This is a genomic window from Exiguobacterium sp. TDN 0502, assembly GCF_050846835.1.
GTDB lineage: Bacteria > Bacillota > Bacilli > Exiguobacteriales > Exiguobacteriaceae > Exiguobacterium_A.
This window is the reverse complement of the sequence record NZ_JBOZGJ010000004.1, coordinates 167,337-186,211: the sequence shown is the minus strand read 5'-3', so window position 1 is coordinate 186,211 and position 18,875 is coordinate 167,337. Positions and strand designations below refer to the sequence as shown.

The 18,875-nt window shown below is 47.8% G+C and carries 19 protein-coding genes and 2 pseudogenes; 12 read left to right on the top strand and 9 right to left on the bottom strand.

The genetic code is table 11. The features are described from left to right. Positions 1-15: 15 nt before the first annotated feature. Positions 16-285 (bottom strand): hypothetical protein, encoded by a 270-nt coding sequence (locus ACRPK8_RS06785; RefSeq protein WP_432237516.1) that lies wholly within the window; start codon positions 283-285, stop codon positions 16-18. Between the two features lie 151 nt (positions 286-436). Here ACRPK8_RS06785 and ACRPK8_RS06780 point away from each other — a divergent pair, with 151 nt between their 5' ends. Beyond that, the gene (locus tag ACRPK8_RS06780) at positions 437-955 is read left to right on the top strand and encodes a transcriptional regulator (protein WP_432237515.1); all 519 of its coding nucleotides are present in this window, start codon (positions 437-439) and stop codon (positions 953-955) included. A 76-nt stretch (positions 956-1,031) separates the two neighbouring features. Further along, positions 1,032-2,117 (top strand): hypothetical protein, encoded by a 1,086-nt coding sequence (locus ACRPK8_RS06775; RefSeq protein ID WP_432237514.1) that lies wholly within the window; start codon positions 1,032-1,034, stop codon positions 2,115-2,117. Positions 2,118-2,347: 230 nt separating this feature from the next. Here ACRPK8_RS06775 and ACRPK8_RS06770 read toward each other — a convergent pair. Further along, positions 2,348-2,698, bottom strand: a pseudogene (locus ACRPK8_RS06770) (cupin). Between the two features lie 196 nt (positions 2,699-2,894). On the opposite strand from ACRPK8_RS06770, the gene ACRPK8_RS06765 reads away from it, so the two are divergent. From ACRPK8_RS06765 to ACRPK8_RS06755, 3 genes are read left to right on the top strand one after another with little or no spacing between them, the layout of a single operon-like run. Beyond that, a complete protein-coding gene (locus tag ACRPK8_RS06765; protein ID WP_432237513.1) occupies positions 2,895-3,122 on the top strand; it encodes a PLD nuclease N-terminal domain-containing protein in 228 nt (75 codons plus the stop codon). After that, complete coding sequence (locus tag ACRPK8_RS06760; protein ID WP_432237512.1) at positions 3,119-4,003, top strand: ABC transporter ATP-binding protein; 885 nt, start codon at positions 3,119-3,121, stop codon at positions 4,001-4,003. The genes ACRPK8_RS06765 and ACRPK8_RS06760 overlap by 4 nt, the downstream gene beginning before the upstream one ends. Then, positions 4,000-4,770, top strand: a complete 771-nt coding sequence (locus ACRPK8_RS06755; protein WP_432237511.1) for an ABC transporter permease — start codon at positions 4,000-4,002, stop codon at positions 4,768-4,770. Before ACRPK8_RS06760 ends, ACRPK8_RS06755 begins: the two co-directional genes overlap by 4 nt. Positions 4,771-4,816: 46 nt before the next feature. On the opposite strand, the gene ACRPK8_RS06750 is transcribed toward ACRPK8_RS06755, so the two are convergent. The 5 genes and pseudogenes from ACRPK8_RS06750 to nikA all read right to left on the bottom strand — a co-directional run bounded on the left by ACRPK8_RS06750 (position 4,817) and on the right by nikA (position 9,819). Beyond that, positions 4,817-5,614 carry an ATP-binding cassette domain-containing protein gene (locus ACRPK8_RS06750; protein ID WP_432237510.1) on the bottom strand — a complete coding sequence of 266 codons (798 nt, stop codon included), beginning with the start codon at positions 5,612-5,614 and terminating at the stop codon, positions 4,817-4,819. After that, positions 5,611-6,417 carry an ABC transporter ATP-binding protein gene (locus ACRPK8_RS06745; protein WP_432237509.1) on the bottom strand — a complete coding sequence of 269 codons (807 nt, stop codon included), beginning with the start codon at positions 6,415-6,417 and terminating at the stop codon, positions 5,611-5,613. Before ACRPK8_RS06745 ends, ACRPK8_RS06750 begins: the two co-directional genes overlap by 4 nt. After that, entirely contained in the window at positions 6,414-7,259 is an 846-nt protein-coding gene (nikC, locus tag ACRPK8_RS06740; RefSeq protein ID WP_432237508.1) for a nickel ABC transporter permease subunit NikC, read from the bottom strand. The genes ACRPK8_RS06745 and nikC overlap by 4 nt, the downstream gene beginning before the upstream one ends. Continuing rightward, positions 7,256-8,197: a nickel ABC transporter permease gene (nikB, locus tag ACRPK8_RS06735; protein ID WP_432237507.1), complete on the bottom strand. Its 942-nt coding sequence runs from the start codon at positions 8,195-8,197 to the stop codon at positions 7,256-7,258. The genes nikC and nikB overlap by 4 nt, the downstream gene beginning before the upstream one ends. A gap of 12 nt (positions 8,198-8,209) precedes the next feature. After that, positions 8,210-9,819, bottom strand: a pseudogene (nikA, locus tag ACRPK8_RS06730) (nickel ABC transporter substrate-binding protein). 255 nt (positions 9,820-10,074) lie between these two features. On the opposite strand from nikA, the gene ACRPK8_RS06725 reads away from it, so the two are divergent. Beyond that, positions 10,075-10,632, top strand: coding sequence for a hypothetical protein (locus tag ACRPK8_RS06725; protein ID WP_432237506.1), 558 nt, complete (start codon positions 10,075-10,077; stop codon positions 10,630-10,632). Positions 10,633-10,687: 55 nt separating this feature from the next. Here ACRPK8_RS06725 and ACRPK8_RS06720 read toward each other — a convergent pair whose 3' ends face one another. Beyond that, entirely contained in the window at positions 10,688-11,644 is a 957-nt protein-coding gene (locus tag ACRPK8_RS06720; RefSeq protein ID WP_432237505.1) for a diguanylate cyclase domain-containing protein, read from the bottom strand. Between the two features lie 385 nt (positions 11,645-12,029). Here ACRPK8_RS06720 and ACRPK8_RS06715 point away from each other — a divergent pair, with 385 nt between their 5' ends. The 6 genes from ACRPK8_RS06715 to ACRPK8_RS06690 all read left to right on the top strand — a co-directional run bounded on the left by ACRPK8_RS06715 (position 12,030) and on the right by ACRPK8_RS06690 (position 18,176). Beyond that, on the top strand, positions 12,030-13,022 hold the full coding sequence (locus tag ACRPK8_RS06715; RefSeq protein WP_432237504.1) for a siderophore ABC transporter substrate-binding protein: 993 nt from the start codon (positions 12,030-12,032) through the stop codon (positions 13,020-13,022). 20 nt (positions 13,023-13,042) lie between these two features. Further along, entirely contained in the window at positions 13,043-14,038 is a 996-nt protein-coding gene (locus ACRPK8_RS06710; RefSeq protein ID WP_432237549.1) for an ABC transporter permease, read from the top strand. Next, positions 14,035-15,096 carry an iron chelate uptake ABC transporter family permease subunit gene (locus tag ACRPK8_RS06705; protein ID WP_432237503.1) on the top strand — a complete coding sequence of 354 codons (1,062 nt, stop codon included), beginning with the start codon at positions 14,035-14,037 and terminating at the stop codon, positions 15,094-15,096. Before ACRPK8_RS06710 ends, ACRPK8_RS06705 begins: the two co-directional genes overlap by 4 nt. Continuing rightward, the gene (locus tag ACRPK8_RS06700) at positions 15,093-15,845 is read left to right on the top strand and encodes an iron ABC transporter ATP-binding protein (RefSeq protein WP_432237502.1); all 753 of its coding nucleotides are present in this window, start codon (positions 15,093-15,095) and stop codon (positions 15,843-15,845) included. Before ACRPK8_RS06705 ends, ACRPK8_RS06700 begins: the two co-directional genes overlap by 4 nt. A 28-nt stretch (positions 15,846-15,873) precedes the next feature. Next, positions 15,874-16,569: a dihydropteridine reductase gene (locus tag ACRPK8_RS06695; RefSeq protein ID WP_432237501.1), complete on the top strand. Its 696-nt coding sequence runs from the start codon at positions 15,874-15,876 to the stop codon at positions 16,567-16,569. A gap of 500 nt (positions 16,570-17,069) precedes the next feature. After that, entirely contained in the window at positions 17,070-18,176 is a 1,107-nt protein-coding gene (locus ACRPK8_RS06690) for a citrate/2-methylcitrate synthase (RefSeq protein WP_432237500.1), read from the top strand. A gap of 64 nt (positions 18,177-18,240) precedes the next feature. Here the strand turns inward: ACRPK8_RS06690 and ACRPK8_RS06685 are convergent, their stop codons facing one another. Beyond that, positions 18,241-18,798, bottom strand: a complete 558-nt coding sequence (locus tag ACRPK8_RS06685) for a DUF1349 domain-containing protein (protein WP_432237499.1) — start codon at positions 18,796-18,798, stop codon at positions 18,241-18,243. Between the last annotated feature and the right edge of the window lie 77 nt (positions 18,799-18,875).

The following is an 18,875-nucleotide window of genomic DNA, read 5'->3' as shown; positions in this document are numbered from 1 at the left end:
ATCAACGGTATGATGTCACACCGATTCATTCGATTCTTGCTGATTTTGTGCAGCTAGCTTTTCACGCTGCTTTTTCTCATCTTCGAGCCACCAGCCATGGCTTAAAAAAACTAATCCAACGATTAATGCACTGATCGGAAAATACGTTAAGCCATACTCTCCAAGGTTTTCTCCTAGAAACTCCGGTGATAACTCAACATACGCTCGGAACATCTGAACGATGAAGAATAAGAAAAAGCTTGTAATGAGTGCATATGTACCATAGCGATAACTTGTATTTTTCATATGACGACTCCTTTCTCTATTACTAATTCATTTGAGGTAATTCAAGATTTAATTTGAATTTCCTTTTTTTATATTTTCATTTTTAAGAATCATTCCAAAATCGTGCTAAGATAGTTTTAGGAATCTCATTGCTAAAGGAGTCGGATACCTCATGAACTTTAATCTATTTAAAAACCACGTCCGTTTTAAGATTGCGCTCGAGTTGATTGATCGCGAAGACGGCTTATCCATCATGCAACTGAATCAACGCTTAACGGATGTACCGCAGTCGACCTTATACCGGCAAGTCAATGCGATGATGGACGATCAGTTGTTAAAAGTCGTCGCTGTACAGCGTGTCGGAAAAGTCGAGGAGAAAATCTATGCTCTGAACACGAGCGGTTATCAAATCAGTGAAGCGGACTGGAATAGTGCAACGTACGACGAAAAAGTGAATTTCGTCTCATTCTACTTCATGTACGTCTTACAGCAGTACCAGACCTACTTCGAACAAACCGTTCAAACGCAAGGTCAGGACCACTCGACGTTCTCGATCGCCAAACTACAACTGACGGATGAAACCTTCAATGATTTTCAACAAGACATGCGGGCACTACTCGAAAAATATCATCACCTGGAGGCAGAAGACCAGGCAACTGAACGGACCGTCTCACTCGTCATCTTGCCGTAAACACGCTCCGTTTCCAAAAGCGTATTTTCACCAAAATGAAACGACACAACATTGCGAGGGAGAGAAAATAGACCCCATGAAACGGATTAAAGAAGATCTTGAGGCAATTGTACTGGATACGTTGAATATAAAAGCAGAACAGATTCTAAAGATTGGTGAAGGAGCTTGGCACTCTGTTTATAGAGTAACTAGATTAGATGATCAAGACCTTGTGATCCGACTAAAAAAGAATGAGGCTTATGGGGAGTTGCAACAGATTGATGAACAAGAGCTGACTACAGAGTATGAGTCAACGAAAGCTTACTATTTACATACCAATACAAGTGACCAAATTGTCTGTCCTGACTTTTATCAGTATTTTATTGAAGATGACACAGTATTTACAGTAGAAACATTCATGGGTCGTGGAACAGATTTATTGTTACTCGATCAGAATAAAGTCCATTCTTACGGTAAGAAATTAGGGAGAATTTATCACAATATACACAACCAGAAAAGCTCTATTGCAGGCTTCGGGGAATTACGCTGGAACGGGAAGACTCTACACGGTAGCGATTTAAGAAACAGGGATGCATTATGGCAGGAAGAAAATGAACACGTCTTAACCGCCTTGAATACGCTCATTCATTCTAGTCTTTGCTTTGATAAAGAAAAAGTTGGTCAGCATATTCATGCTTTAATTGAGAATAGACGAACTCAGGTTCAAAACATCTCGCTCGTGAATCAAGATGTAACACCAGAAAATTTAATTTTACGTGATGAACACATTGCTATCATTGACCCGTTTCCAAGACTGGATTTTGATTTAAAATATGCGGCTTTCTTTGTTTTTTGTTACAAATTTCTGTTACCAGCCTTTTCAAATGCTCCACGATACATAAATCAAGCGTATCAAGAAAAAAGTTCTATTCTAAATAACATAGCTGATGGATTTATAAGCGGATATTGCTCTAACGTGGTTGGAGACGAACGCACCACTCAAACTCGACGGATACTGGATGAATATACATTATGGGTATTGCAAGAAGCGTATGAGCACTACGACATTCTAAATCATCCTCATCTCAATCATAAAACAACGCAACAGATGGGTAATCGAGAAATGATAACTGCTCGGTTACATCTATGTCTCGAAGAATTAGAAAAACGGTGTACGGAATAAGAATAGCGGCTGACGCAAACTTTAGTCTCTATAAAGATGAAAAAGAATGATGCTTTACACGCAACTCCTACAGGAAAAGCGCATTTTTGCGCTGTCAGAGACAAACAAGACCCGCTTTCCTGCTTGAATGAAGCAGGAAAACTGGCTTGTGCCCCGCCTGAGGAAAGGGCGTGAGAAAGCGAATCATTCTTTTTTTGAATCAGCCTCTTTATGTATCGCACTTGGTTTCGTCATACGGAAACGAGAGATGATGTATCGAGTTCTTCACTTTCAATCACGATCGCTGTTAACCCCGTATCCGTCTTCGTTTCGTGCCATTATCCTTGATTCCAAAATACGGCTTCCCCACGCTGTACTTTTATGTAGTTATCCGTTTCCCCTCTTACCCATCCTTCACCCTCTACGATTAACAGGAGTTGCGGTACGACCGCCTGGTGATAACCGACCACGCCATCCTTGTCTAAATGGATACACCCGATGTGCGTCACTTTTTCCGTCTGCATGATCCGTGACATCACGAAGTTCGAATCAAATTTCGTGATTTTCTTTCCCACCTCTTTTTTGAATTGATAAATCTGCATATAATCCTCCTCGACATCATGATTCGTTTGTTAGTTCGTCTTTCATTTAAACGATTTGATTCAAATCGCGTTTGGAAAATTTTGATAAGAGAAGTTTATCATAGCTCTAACTGATTGAGAACTAACGATGATTCGTCTATAGCATTGACTTTTCTATTTTCATTATTGATAATGGTAATAGAAAAGGAGGTTTTTTATGAATACAGATTTCTCTGCCTTATCACACATCGACTGGGAACGACTTCTGCCCCTATTATTGATTTACCTCTCCATCAATCTGATTCTACTCAGCTGCGCCTGTATCGATTGGTTCAGACGGAAGGACCGGATCGCGACACCGACTACTTGGTTATTGATCATTCTCCTCGTCCAGCCGATCGGCTCAATTCTCTACTTCGTCCTCGGAAGGAGGATGACAGCATGATTCAGATTTCTCATCTCCAGCTTTCACTTCAACGACGTCTCATTCTAGACGATATTTCCTTTACGATTCACGAACATGAGTGTCTCGGACTGATTGGTCCGAATGGTGCCGGAAAAACGACACTCCTGAAATGTCTGAGCGGCATGATCGAGAGTGACTGTGGTTCGATCACGATGTCTTCGCGCTCCATCCGTCAACAGCAGCAATCGATCGGCTACTTATCACAACAAACAGATTTCAAGTCTTGGATGACGTGCGAACAAGCACTACGTTTCTTCGGGCGCTTGTCGGGGCTTGATCGCGCAACGTTAAATAAGCGGATTCCAATTGTCTTACAGGAAGTTGGTCTCCACGACCAACAAACAGAAGTCATCGAACGCCTGTCCGGCGGGATGCGCCAACGTCTCGGAATCGCCCAAGCGATCTTACATGAACCGACATTTTTGATTCTTGACGAACCAGCTTCCGCCCTAGATCCGAGTGGTCGACATGATATCAATCAATTGATCCTCCGTCTAAAGAAACGGATGACAATCATCGTCTCGACGCACCTGTTAGAAGACGCGAAGATGTGTTGCGACCGCTTCCTCGTCATCAAACACGGAAAATTGCTGGGGCCGCTCGATAATCAACGCAACGTGGATCAATACCGGATTCAAGTCGAGACGCTTACAGCTGCTCCCTCGTTTTCTGCGACACGATTTCCACGAGTCGAGATTGATCGAATCAACCCTTGCTGCTATCAGTTCTCCGCACAGCAGCCGCTTGATCTCTCACAATTAGCGATCACTCTGATTCAACAGGGATGGTCGATTGCTTCAATTGCCTATCAACCGATCGGACTCGAGGAACGATTCCTCGACATGGTGGCAGACGTATGAGGACCTTTTATACGCTGACATGGACCGAGTGGTTGGAAGCATGGAAAGAATGGAAGATCGTTTGGTTACCGCTGTTCTTCATTGCTCTCGGGGTGACCCAACCGTTGCTATTGATGTACATGGATGTCTTGCTCGCACACGTCGGGAACGCGGACGGAATCATCGTTGATCCGAATCGTCCTGCTCCACAATCGCTTGACGTCTTCAGCGCAACGATCCACGGGCAATTCAATCAACTTGGCTTGATCGTCCTCATCATGAGCTTCATGGGAGTGCTCGCTTCAGACCGACAAACCGGCATGCAGGATTTCATTTTGACGCGTCCCGTCTCTCGGAATGTCTATCTCCTGTCGAAATGGTTCAGTCACGGGATGATCAGTCTATTCGGGATGCTGATTGGTTCCCTCACGTCCTACTGTTTGACCGTCTATTGGTTCGGATTCCTTTCGCCGATTCTTGCCCTACGCATCATCAGCGATTTTAGTCTTTGGACGTTGTTCGTCGTCAGTCTGACGCTGCTGATCAGCACCTTCTTGCGACGTGCTGTTCCAATTGGTATCCTGTCGCTCGTCGTTTCCTTACTACTTGTTGCACTTCCTTCATTAAAACCAGACATTTTATTCTTTATGCCTGGCGCGCTACTGTCGCTCCCATCGCACACGTCGTTTTTTTCTTCGTCCCATCTGCTCGGAATCATTTCTTGTCTCATTTGGATTCTTCTTACACTCGGCTGGTCGGCACTTCGGTTCCGAAAAACGGCTGATTGATTCGGCTCTACAACAACAAAGGATAACGGAGCCGTTCAGCCTTCCGTTATCCTTTGTTTGCTTGTGTCTTTCGAATTGTTCGTTGCCTTGGATGTACGGCAAGCTTTGCTTGGCGCATCCGTTCAACGGCAAGATCCGTCGCAGCATCGAACGCAACTAGACCCGGGTAATGTCCGACGAGACGTCCTTGCTCTAAGATCGCAAAGCTGTCGCAAAGTTGTTCGGCAGCTTTAATGTCATGCGTGATAAAGACATATGTTAAACCATGTTTTCGCTTTAAATCAGCTAGTAACTCAAGAATCAACCGTTTGTTGACCATGTCGAGACTACTGACTGCTTCGTCTAACACGATCAGTCGTGGTTCAGCAGCAATCGCTCGCGCAATCGCGATCCGCTGGAGTTGTCCGCCACTGAACTGTGACGGATACTTCGTTAAATCTGTTGCCTTGAGTCCGACTTGTTCAATAAGCGTGACGAGACGCTGTTGCCGTGCTTCGCCCTTTAAACGAATGAAGTTATCAAGCGGTTCGGCGATGATATCGGCCGCTGTCAGCTTCGGATTGACGGCGGCGAAGGAGTCCTGGAAGACGACTTGGACATCACCTTGAAACGGTCGTTTTGTCGCATGCCGGTCGACACCGTTGAACCAGACCGTACCGCTTGAAGGACGTTCGAGCCCAAGCAACAATCGTCCGAGCGTACTTTTCCCGGCACCACTCGACCCGAGTAGTCCGAGACATTGTCCAGCTTCAAGCGTCAACGACACATCATGCAAGACGGTCTGTGCTGGTCGAAACCGGCGTTTATAGACGTGTGAGACGTGATCGATCTGTAGTAAACTCATCCGAACGCCTCCCTTCCTAGATGCTGGGCAAGAAGGGACTGTGTATACGGATGTTGCGGTCGATCGAACAAATCAAAGACATTTGCTTGCTCAACGATTCGTCCTTGCTGCATGACGAGGACCTCGTCTGCAAGTTCAGCGATCACACCGAGATCATGTGAGATGAGCAACATCGCCGTTCCGTAAGTCGCCCGCATCCGTTCGAGTAATTCAAGCACCGTCTTTTGATTAAAGACATCAAGTGCCGTCGTCGGCTCGTCAGCAATCAAGACGCTCGGGCGCAGGGCAACGGCTAAGGCGATCATGATCCGTTGCAACATTCCCCCACTCAGTTCGAACGGATAAGCATTGAGCAACCGGTCGGCGTCCGTCAGATTGACTTCTTCGAGTGCCGTCATCGCTTGTTGTTTTGCTTCACGTTTTGAACAACGTGTATGGGTCTGAATCGTCTCGATCATCTGGTGCCCGATCGAGTAAACCGGTGTGAAGGCACTCATCGGATTTTGCATGATGAACGCAATCTCACCGCCCCGAATCGTTCGCACAGCGCGTTCTGATAAGGATTGAATGGATGTTCCGTTCAGTCGAATATCGCCGGTGACGTCTGTTGTCTGTGGATTGAGCAGACGCATCAAGGCGAGACTCGTCACCGTCTTTCCGCAACCACTCTCTCCGACCAGACCAAGAATCTGGCCTGGTTGAATCGAGAACGTTACCTTTTCAATCAATGTCACTTGTTGTTTCGTACGGACGGTCAGACCGTCGACAGCTAAGATCGATTCGATACGGGCACCTCCTCTCATTTCATCGTTTTTGACACACCAAATCGTTCTGCTAATTGTTCTCCTACTAGGTTAAAGCTAATGATGACGAGCATGATCGCAAGTCCCGGATAAATCATCAATTCCGGATTCGTCCGGATGTACGATTTTCCTTCGTGAATCATCGCTCCCCACTCGGCAGTTGGTGACTGGACACCAAGCCCGAGGAACGACATCGCCGAGATATCCATGATCGCCCAGCCCATCTCTAGCGTTCCGATCACGAGCAGCGGCGGTAAGATGTTCGGCAGAATGTGCGTCCGGATGATCTTCCACGAAGACGAACCGTTGACGCGAGCAGCGGCGATGAACGCTTCCGTCTTCAGCGTCATGACCATTCCGCGGAACATTCGCGCGTAGTAGACCCACTGGACGAGCATCAAGGCGATGATGACCTGCTTGAGACCTGGACCGAAAATACCGACGAGACCGAGGACGAGAATCAGACTCGGAAATGCCATCACACCATCACACAGGCGCATCAAGAGTTGGTCGACCCAACCACCACGGTAACCGGCAAGTGTTCCGACGAACAATCCAATCGCAAGTGAGGCGACGAAAATCAACACGGCACAGCCGAGTGAAATCCGTGCGCCGTAAATTAAACGCGATAAGAGACAGCGTCCGAGCTGGTCGGTTCCGAGTGGATAGGCTGACGACGGTCCATGGAGCTTTTGCGTCAAGTCGACGAGGTTCGGATCATGCGGCGCGATCCATGGCGCAAACAACGCAATGCCTACCATTCCGAATAAGATGAGAGCACAGAGATAAAGAAGCGGCGTATACCGCGACCGGATCATCGTTGCTGGAAGTGGAGTATTCATACCGTTCCTCCTTTTTTCGCTAGGCGTGGATCGATTACGGCTTGAATGATATCGACGAGCAAACTGCTACCGATGAAGACGAGAGCGGCGAGAAAGACATAGCCTTGGATGACCGGCATGTCCCGGTCAAAGATCGCTTCGATGAAGTAGCGACCGAAGCCTGGCCACGAGAAGACGGTTTCGACGATGATCGTTCCCGTCAGTAACTTCCCGAGGTTCATCCCAAGACCCGTGATCATCGGCGGAATCGCCATCCGAAGGACGTGTTTCCCAAGAATCCGCCCTTCCTTTAAGCCACGTGTCCGGGCAAATAAGACATACGGTTCATTCAACGCTTCGATCACACTGCCACGGAGCAATCGCGTATACAAGGCAATCAACGGAAACGCGAGTGTCAATGCCGGTAAGATCAAGTGCATCACACTTCCCGTCCCACCGACCGGAAACCAATCCAGCTGGACAGCAAAGAAGAAGATGAACAGATACCCGAGCCAAAACGACGGAATCGAGGCCCCGATGAAGGCGATTGCCCGACTGAGATGATCGAAGAATCCATTCTTCTTGATCCCGGCAAGGAATCCGAGCGGGAGACTGATGACGAGTGCGAGCAGTAGACTCGTTACTGCCAACTCGACCGTTGGCGGTAAGCGGAGCAAGACATCTTCTAGGACCGGTTTGCCGGAAAGATACGATGTGCCGAAATCGAGCTGTGCCAATCGGATGACGGCATCGAAGTATTGTTGGTAGAACGGTTGATCGAGTCCGAATTCTGCTCGTTTGGCAGCGAGTAGTTCATCCGTCGGCTGGATATGAGCAGCGGACAGATAGGCCTCTGCCGGATCAACCGGTGACAAATGAATCAACCCTGTCAGAATCAAGACTGCCAGTAACAAGATCGGGATGACGGATAATATGCGTTTGACGAGGAAGACCCCCATGTCATCCCTCCTTTACTTAATGCCAATCCGGGCAAATGGACTCTCATCCCGGTTCGCCGGGAACTGGAAGTTCGTCACGTCCGACTGATAGATTGCCATCTTCTTCAAGTACGAAATCGGAATCAATGCCCCTTGATCTTGGAGTGATGGCAGAATGTCGGCGTACATCTTCTGACGTTTCGTCTCGTCTGTCGTTTTTAAGACATCCTTGATTTCTTGCAACAGTTGTTCTTTATTCGGATAAGCCGAAATCGCTTCTTTGAAGCCGAAGCCATCCGTATCAATCAGGTTCACGAACGTATGCGGATCATACGGTGCACCGAAGTTACTATAGAAGTTGATGTCGAATCGGTTGTCTTTGAAGCGCTGGACTTGATCTGGCAGTTCGACGGCTTCCGTCTTCAGCTCGACGCCGATTTTCGACCATTCCGACTGGAGTGTTTCGGCCATCGCCTTTTGGACCTGCTCGGCCGCATCATACATCATCCCGATTTGTAGCGGTTGACCATTCTTGACGCGGACCTTTTCGCCCTTCGGCAGTTTCCAACCTGCTTCATCAAGGAGACGATTCGCTTCCTTGACGTCATAATCCCGTTGTTTCACTTTCAGATTCGACGTGTACGGCATGTTCGGTGGCAACAGGTAGTCAGCTGGTGCTTCTATTCCCGACGTGATGCCTTCGACGAGAGCAGCTTTATCAAACCCGTGCTGGAGCGCCTGGCGGACGCGTTCGTCAGACAGACGCTTATTTTTCGTATTCAAGACGAGAAGACGCGTCGCGACTGGTTCGGACATCTCTGTCTTGTAGGATTTATCCGTCTTCAACTGGTTGAAGGCATCGATGCTGATCGCCCCTTCACCGTAAATCAGATCAACTTGTCCTTTTTCGAGTGCTAAGACACTGTCTCTGCATCCGGGATGATATCGACCTTAATGTGATCGACGTTCGGCTTCGGACCCCAGTAGTTCTTATTGACCTTAAACGTCGCATACTGATCCGGTTTGTATTCGTCAAGCATCCATGGACCTGTCCCGACTTCTTTTTTGACACCCTTCGACGTATCGCCGTTTTCCGGGAATCCCGCTTCTCCGAGGAAACGGACCGGGCGGACGACTGCGAGCTCTTGAATCGTCGGGTAATAGGCTTCAGATAATGTCAGGCGGAACGTCTTCGCATCAACGGCTTCCGTCTTCTCGATTTTCGTGATGAAGCCAAGCCAGCTATGTAAGGCTTTTTGTTTGAGGATCGCGTCAAAATTCTTTTTGACGATCGCTGCGTCGAACGTCGAACCGTCCGAGAACTTGACGCCGTCACGAAGCGTAAACGTATACGTTTTTCCGTCTTCAGAAATCTTCCAAGACGAGGCTAAGTATGGCTCGAGCTTTCCACCTTCCCCGTAGTGGACGAGTGGCTCATAGATCATCGACTGTGCGAACAATTGTGATGGGTTGTAGACGTGCGGGTTCATCGTTCCGACGTCGCGTGGCCACGCGAGCGTCAATGTATCTTTATCTTTTCGCTCTCCTGTCGACTCGCCCGGATTCGAGCAGCCGATCAATAATGATGTCAAAGACAGGATCGAGACAGTAGAAATCAGTAATTTTTTACGGTTAACGTTCATGGTAGGCAGAACTCCCAACTTGTATTGATAATCATTTTCAATTGTATGAGGGGAAGGGAAGGATTGTCAATGGATAATCCAGCTTTTAACTGGACATAAAGACGCTTTTTGACAGTATTTCCACGCTTAACTGAGTAACATTCTTTGTATGCCTCTTGTTTGTCAATAATTGTAATCAGCTGTATCAAGCGGTATCCTAGTTTGTATGCTGCGTTTCTTGTTTAACGAAATCATTTGCACGGAAAGGATGATAGGATGTCACGACTGGTTTCCTCCGTCTCGCTTGTGTTGCTCAGTCTGCTCTTAGTGCTCCCTTTACTGATGATCGATGGACTGATTTTCTACGTCGGAGATGTGTCCTACGATTCGTTCGTTGGTTGTCTAGTGTTTCTCGTATGTTTCTATCTCGCTAGCCTGGTCGTCAGCGTCGTCTTTGACGGGATGATACGTGCGCTTAGCGGACTGTTTAAGCGTCGTTTCTCAAACATACTGTTTGCTGTCGTGAACGGTTCCGTCAGTTTGAGCGTCTTATTCTGGATGGACCTCTACGTGGAGTCCGTTACAATCTCGCTTGCGACAAAAGTCGTGCTCGTATCTGTACATACGCTATTGTTTTACCTGATTCATCAATCGAGCGACTCCACTGTTAAAGCTTCCGAAGTCACCGAACCACATGATCCAGTCGTAAAGGAAGCCATCCGCTTATTAGAAGATGTCGATCCCGTGACATGCGTCGAGACGTTATGTCTCAAGTACCCTGATCTTCCGAAAAAGGACATCATTCGGATCGTCTATCGACTTCATGGCAACTAAAAAGACCTGATCGTTTCTGAAAGGATTCAGAAGCGTCAGGTCTTTTGATATTCGTTCATTTCTTCGCCATCTCATAGAACTGATACGTATTCTTCCCAGACGACTTAGCGGCATATAACGCAACATCCGCCTGCTGTAACAAGGCTTGCAACTCTGGACGGAACGCGGTGTCATACATCACGATCCCGATACTGGTCGACACGCGGTAGTCCGTTTCCCACTCACTTAACGCAGTGACGATCCGCTCCGCGAGTCGTTCCCACCCTGCCTTTGAATCCGAATGACCGAAATGGAGGATGAATTCATCACCGCCTAACCGTACGGCCATCGCATCATCTTGTTCGCGGACGAACTGCCGCAAGCGTTGTGCGACCTCTTGCAGGACGACGTCCCCCGTCTCGTGTCCATAGACATCGTTGACTTGTTTAAAACCATCGAGATCAAGGAAGAAGACGGCCCCTGTCTGCCCCGGATGCTCCTCGAACTGCTTCGTTAAGTACCGCCGATTGTGCAGTCCTGTCAACGCATCCTTCCAAGCATGACGCTCAAGCTCCAAATAGTACAAGAAGAGTCGGACGATCCGTTGCAACAGCTGAACATTCTTCTGTTCATACAAGCTGACCCGATTATTGATCGCACATAATGTGCCGAACGTCTCCCCGCTCGTCAAGACGATTGGAATACCCAAGTAGGACCGGACGTGTGCCTCCTCCAAACCCTTTCGCCAGTCGCCAAGTTGTTTCGCGTTCGGAATATCTTCAAGAACGACCGGCTGTCTCGTCTTGAAATCAATCAGCTTACATAACGATTGGTTCAGTTCAATCTGCATGCCTTCCACCATCGGGATATCCGCTTTATCGTTCGCGATCTTCAGCATCCGTTGTTGCCCTGCTTCGATCGCTGATAAATACAGCATCTGGTCCGGTAGAATCTCTTTTGCGAAATCGAGAACATCATCTGCCAATTCATCAAAATTTTGATACATCTTCAAGTCTTCAAATGGTTGATTCATACAGCACCTCATTTCGAAGTCATCTTCTGTAGCGTCTCTGATTTGAAAAACGAAAAGGTTACATTTATTACCACTTTCTCTTTTGACTATCGTTTAAACCTGTTTTAGTAAAAAACATTCGATGGTCCTATTTCTAGTCCTAAATGAGAAAGATTATCATTTTTTTATTTTCGTATAGTTTATAGAAGGTAAAAATTCGGACAGCCATTTGGCTGGAAATGAGCGTTGCGTCTTCTAAAATCGTCTGCTATCATTCTCGGTAAACATGACAATGATAATCATTATCAATTATTAAGAACAGATGACTCAGATAGAACTACATAATCCATCTGCTACTTAATCCGTGATTCATGCGTTATCAAATCAAATAAGAGGAGCTAAAATCATGGGGAAATGGAAAACACCACTCGTCGTGAGTTCGCTTGCTGTCTTACTGGCGGCATGCGGGAACGCAGGACAAGCAGACACGAAGAAGGACGCGGAAGCACCGAAGACGGTCAAAATCAAGGACGCACATGGAACGGTCAACGTCCCGGTTGATCCGAAGAAGGTCGTCGCACTCGACAACCGGACATTCGAGACGCTTGCCGCATGGGACGTCGAACTCGCAGCAGCACCAGTCGGACTGCTCCCGGCTGAGTCACCGTATGCGAAAGATAAGGAGATCGTCGATGTCGGCATGCACTTCGAACCGAACCTCGAAGCGATCGCTGGTGTTAATCCGGACGTCGTCATCGTCGGGCAACGCTTCGCTGATCATTATGAAGACATCAAAAAACTCGTTCCGAACGCCGCTGTCATCGATCTCGATATCGCTTTACCGGAAGACTCTGGTACGCCAGGTGAATTACTCGTCAAAGGACTCGAAGATACGACAGAAACACTCGGACAAATCTTCGATAAAAAACAAGAAGCCGATCAACTCGTGACGACACTCGAGCAATCGATCAAAGACGTCAAAAAATCGTATAACGGACAGGACAGCGTCATGTCGGTCATCGTCTCGGGCGGCGATATCGGATTCTCGGCCCCGATGAGTGGACGTGTCTTCGGACCGATGTATGATCTGTTCGACTGGAAACCAGCCCTCGAAGTCAAACAAAAATCGGGCAACGACCAAGGGGATGAAGTTTCGGTCGAAGCGATTGCTCAAAGTAACCCGGACTGGTTACTCGTCCTTGACCGTGACGCACCGCTCGGGAACGCAGAAGGTGCCGTACCGGCGCAAGATGTCATCGACCGTGCGCCTGCCCTGCAGAAAACAAAAGCAATCAAAGACGACAATATCGTCTACGCACCAAAAGATACGTACTTGAATGAATCGATCCAGACATACTCGGAATTCTTCACTGATATCGCGAAAGCTTTGGATAAGTAATGGCACACGCGCAGCAACAAATGAATGGAAGCGTTGAGCCCCCGGCTCGGCCTTCCTTTTCTGTCGTTTGGACGAAGCCGTTCGTCTTCACTTTATGTCTCGTCTTAGCACTTGCAACGGCGTCCCTTTTCACAGGCGTCTATGAATTGCGGAGTGCCGCGAACGATTTCGATATGTTCTGGATCACGCGCGTCCCGCGAACGCTTGCCTTGATGCTAACCGGTGCCGCAATGGCGATGGCTGGACTCGTCATGCAATTGATCACACAAAATCGCCTCGTTGAACCGACGACGACGGGAACGATTGAATGGGCAGGACTCGGATTGTTAGCCGTTTACTTACTCGTTCCGGCACCGTCATTGATGATGCGGATGAGCGGTGCTATTCTTTTTGCGTTCATCGGAACGATGGTCTTCTTCTGGTTTCTCCGTTCGGTCCGGTTGCGGTCATCGTTGATCGTCCCGATCATCGGTCTGATGCTCGGAGCAGTCATCTCCGCGATTTCGACGTTCCTCGGGTTGTTCTTCCGTGCCAGCCAAGCGATCGAAGGCTGGTTCGTCGGTTCGTTCGCATCCGTCCAGATCGGTCGCTACGAATACCTCTGGATCATCATCGGTGTCACGGTCTGTATCTTCTTTCTCGCGAGTCGCTTAACGCTCGTCGGACTCGGCGAAGACGTCGCGACGAGTCTTGGCGTCAACTACAATCGGCTGATGCTGATCGCGACCGGGCTGATTGCCCTATCCGTTGGTGTCGTCGCAACTGTCATCGGCAATCTGCCGTTCCTCGGCTTGATTGTCCCGAATATCGTCTCGATGTTTCGCGGTGACGATCTCCGCAGTAATTTGCCGTGGGTCTGTCTGATTGGGATGGCAACGATTTTAATCAGCGATTTGATTTCGCGCACGATCATCCGTCCGTTTGAACTGCCGGTCTCCTTGATTCTCGGAACGGTCGGAGCAGCCGTCTTCATCATCATTCTGTTACGTCGACGGAAGACTGGAGGTGTCAGATGAGTACCGTGATCAAACAACAACATACATGCCCTCAACCGAGCGTTACACGTGAAACCCAACGCCGGGCGTCTGCCTTTCAATCGAAACGACTCGAGCGACGTTACTGGATCCTCCTCATCCTGTTCCTCAGCGGCGGAATGCTCAGTACGATCGGTCTCTTGCTCTACAATAATCCGGTCCCGTTTGATTCTCCGTCTTTTTGGCCAGTCGTTGAGCGTCGGATCACAGCTGTCATCACGATGGCGATCGCAGCAATTTGCCAAAGTCTAGCGACCGTCGCCTTTCATTCGGTCACGAGCAACCGGATCATCACACCATCCTTGCTTGGTTTTGACGCCCTCTACTCGACGATTCAGACATCGATGATCTTCTTCTTCGGTGCGGGAGCACTCGTCGGCTTTACCGGCACGAGCGCCTTTTTGACACAGGTTGCGGTCATGCTCGCGATGAGTCTCTTGTTATACGGCTGGTTGTTGTCTGGTAAGTATGCGAACGTGCAACTGATGTTGCTCGTCGGGATCATTCTCGGTACTGGTCTCAACTCGCTGTCGTCATTCATGCGGAAGATGCTCGCGCCGTCCGAGTTCGATATCTTACAAGCGCGATTATTCGGTTCGGTCACGAATGCCGACGCGTCCTACTTCCCGATCGTCATTCCGGTCGTCCTCGTCGTTGGTCTGCTGCTCTACTTTTCGTCCGGACGACTCAACGTCGTCGCACTCGGTAAAGAGGTCGCGACATCATTCGGCGTCAATCATCGTGGCAGTGTCATCTACTTCTTGATCCTGATTTCGCTCCTGATGTCGATGTCGACGGCATTGATTGGACCGTTGACGTTTTTCGGCTTTTTAGTGGCGACTCTCAGTTATCAGGTCGCTGCGACGTACGATCATAAATACGTCTTCCCGATGGCATTCGCCATTGGTTTCTTCGTTTTAACAAGTGCCTATTTCTTCATGTATCACATTTTCAACACGCCAAGCGTCGTCTCCGTCATCATTGAACTGTTCGGCGGACTGATCTTCCTTATCGTGTTGCTTAGAAAGAGGTCCCTATGATATCACTTGAACAAGTTAAAAAATCGTATACGGATGAGGTCCGAATCGGTCCAATCGACTTAACGATCCCAAAAGGTGGATTCACGGCGTTGATCGGTCCAAACGGTGCTGGCAAGTCGACGACGTTGATGATGATCGGGCGTTTACTTGATCTCGATGCCGGACGGATCGAAGTCGCTGGCATGGACGTGACAAGTAGTAAATCAAAAGACTTAGCAAAGATCATCACGATCTTGCGACAGGAAAATCATTTCGTGACCCGTCTGACCGTCCGGCAGCTTGTCGGCTTCGGACGGTTCCCCTACTCACAAGGTCGCCTGACAGCGGACGACGAAATGATCATTTCGAAATACATCGATTTTCTTGAGCTGACGTCGCTTGAGAACCGCTATCTCGATGAATTATCGGGTGGTCAGCGGCAACGGGCGTATGTCGCGATGGTACTCTGTCAGGAAACGGAATACATTTTACTCGACGAACCACTCAATAACCTTGATATCGCCCGCTCCGTCCAGATGATGGGCTACCTGCGACACGTCGCTGATACGTTCGGACGAACGATCATCACGGTTTTGCATGACATCAATTTTGCTGCGAAATACGCGGATCACATCTGTGCGATGAAGGACGGACAAATCGCCGCCTTCGGAACGGTCGCCGAAGTCATGGATGAAGCGCTATTATCCGAGATTTTCGAGACACGACTTGAGATCATCGAAGGTCCATATGGTCCGATTGCTGTCTATTGATACTTTATATAGAAATGAGGAATGAATGATGCAGATCGATTGGCTACCCCTAGAACAGGTAACGCAAGAAGGCGAACACACTTATACGTTTCATTTGAAACGCCCAGATGGTTTCGTTTGGGAGGAAGGCGCCCATACGCATATGGCGCTAGAAGGGTTTAATGCAGGCGAAAAGCCGAACCGCAGTCTGATTCGGCATATGTCGATCTCGACGCTCCCTCATGAAGGAACGATCGGCATCACGACGCGAATCAAACCGGAATGTTCCGTCTTTAAGGAGACACTTCGACAGCTGAGAATGGGTGAGAAGATTGCTTTATTTAAGACGCACTCGAATATTCCGCTACGCCGGGAAAATCGTACGGTATACTTACTGTCAGCAGGCGTTGGTCTGGCAACGTTTCGTCCGATCATCTTGCAACATCAGGCTGACAGAAGTGGCATTCCGCACATGCACTCGTTAAACATTGATTCGACACGTACCGGGTTGTTTCAGGAACACCTGCGACCGACAGAACAATTCAGTACTTATTATGTTGATAATCGATCCGCCTATTTTGATTTCGTCAAGGAGATGGCAACAGATAAAGAAGGGTTATTTTACATCGTCGGTAGTGACGACTTCCTCACTGACACGATCGACGTGTTGAAGATTGCTAATATTCCTACAGCCCAGATGATGCTCGATAAACGCCAGGATCAATTAAATACATTTTTGACATGAAGAAGACCGGGACATCCGTATTGTCCCGGTCTCTTTTTGTGACGGATAAAGGATCACCTATCCGAAGATAAATACAATAGGTAGAAATAGTCCGCCCATCAAGAGCATGCCTAATACGATAGTAATAGTTGATTTGAATACCGACAGCGTTGATCCTCTAAAGGATTTAGCCGTTTGATGGAAACAAAAAACATTAATGAAGCAACGACTAATCCAAGCGGCTCAAGAATCGTTCGACTCACCGAAAAGAAAATATCAATCATTAAAAAGACATGCAATACAAAAAATACCCTAGCAAACGAATAATCATGGCTTTACTCATATGTACTCCTTCTTAAGTTACGAACGTCTTATTAGATTGATTTTTTTGTTGATAGAGTAGAATTCCCCTTTAATTATAACGCAGCAACGAATAATTTTGGAAACGCATTCAAATTACTGGTGATTTAGTGGTAACGTACGTCATACTGTCAATAGATATGAGAAAAGGAGTGTTGAAGATGGAATACAAAAAAGGACTCGAAGGCGTCATTGCCTCAGAAACACAGATCGGATTAGTGGATGGCACGTTAGGGCATCTCGTCTATCGCGGACACTGGGCAAAGGAACTCGCATTATCCTATTCATTTGAAGAAGTGGCGTATTTCGTCTGGAACGGTGCGTTTCCGACTGAATCGGAACTTTTGACATTCAAGGAACAGATGACAAGCTACCGCGAACTTCCTTCTTATGTAAAGACGATTCTCGATACATTACCGAACGAGATGGATGTCATGAGCACGATGCGTACAGCAATCTCGGCGCTTGGTACACCTGCTTTCGCTTGGCCACCGACCATTGATCAAGCGATGCACGTAACGGCACTTTTACCAACGATCATCGCCTATAAATATCAAAAAAATCAAGGTGCTGACTTCATCGAACCGCACCCGGAACTCGATCATGTCGCGAATTACATCTATATGATCAAGGGGCACTTACCGAGTGACGTTGAGATTAAAGCACTGACAGCGTATCTGATCCTAACGATTGAACATGGCATGAATGCTTCGACGTTCGCTTCCCGTGTCGTCGTCTCGACGGAATCGGAAATGATTTCTGGCGTCTGTGCTGCAATCGGATCAATGAAAGGACCGCTTCATGGTGGTGCTCCGTCAGAAGTCATTGAGATGATTGATGAAATCGGAACGATCGATAACATCGAGCCGTGGATTCGAAACAAGTTAGAAAAAGGCGAAAAACTGATGGGCTTTGGTCACCGCGTCTACAAAACACGCGATCCGCGTTCAGAAGCCTTGAAAGTCGTCTCAAAGGATCTCGCGCAAGAGAGCGATTGGTTCAATCTGATTACACAAATGGAGCAAACGGCGATTGATTTGCTCGAAGAATACAAACCGGGTAGAAAACTGTATACGAATGTTGAATTCTTCGCAGCAGCCGTCTTAAAAGGACTCGATATTCCAAAAGAACTGTTCACACCGACGTTCACCTCTAGCCGTATCATCGGCTGGACGGCACACATCCTCGAACAATCGCAAGACAACCGGATTTTCAGACCACAATCGTCCTATACAGGGCAGATGCCGGAACAAGCAGCTAAGTTTTGATTAGTCTCTAGTTACAATCAAAAAATGGACCGATGCCTGACATCGGTCCATTTGCTATGGCGTTTTATTTAGCAATTGTTTCTAATGAGAAATCTAACACTTCTACTTCACACCCTGCCGCTTCTACATCCGGGCTACACGCATACGGTCCAATCTTCAAATCGGTCACGTCATGTAAGTGTGCGATCCGGAGTTGCTCTTTGTGCTCTCCTGTCACGTGATACAACGTGACATCTTGATTGAGATAGTGGAGTTCAAAGACAAGCGATGCATCAAACAGCGTATTGTCAACGTCCCGACACGACCAGTCCGAGTACCCGAAGCTCGTCACGACGGCACCCAGATGCGATGGACCATCCGGAATGAACTCAGCCGAGACCTTCACCCAGTGATCGTCGTTCACATAAAGCAAAATCCCTGCTTGATCATATGTCGCATTCGGATTTATCTTCACTTTAATCCGGCATTTGAATTCTCCTTTTGGAGCATCCTGTAACAAAGCATGACCTGTCAGACGGTTGAACTGATAATGGGTATTGCGCCAAAAATCCGTGTCTGGATCCGTCGTGAAGCGTAATGGTGTTTCCTGTTCGATACGTGTCGGTCGATTGATCCACTTCATTGATAATATCCTCCCTCTTAACGTCCTCTTAACTTCCGTAACTTTCGATAGCCACGAATGAGCATATCGAGCATACA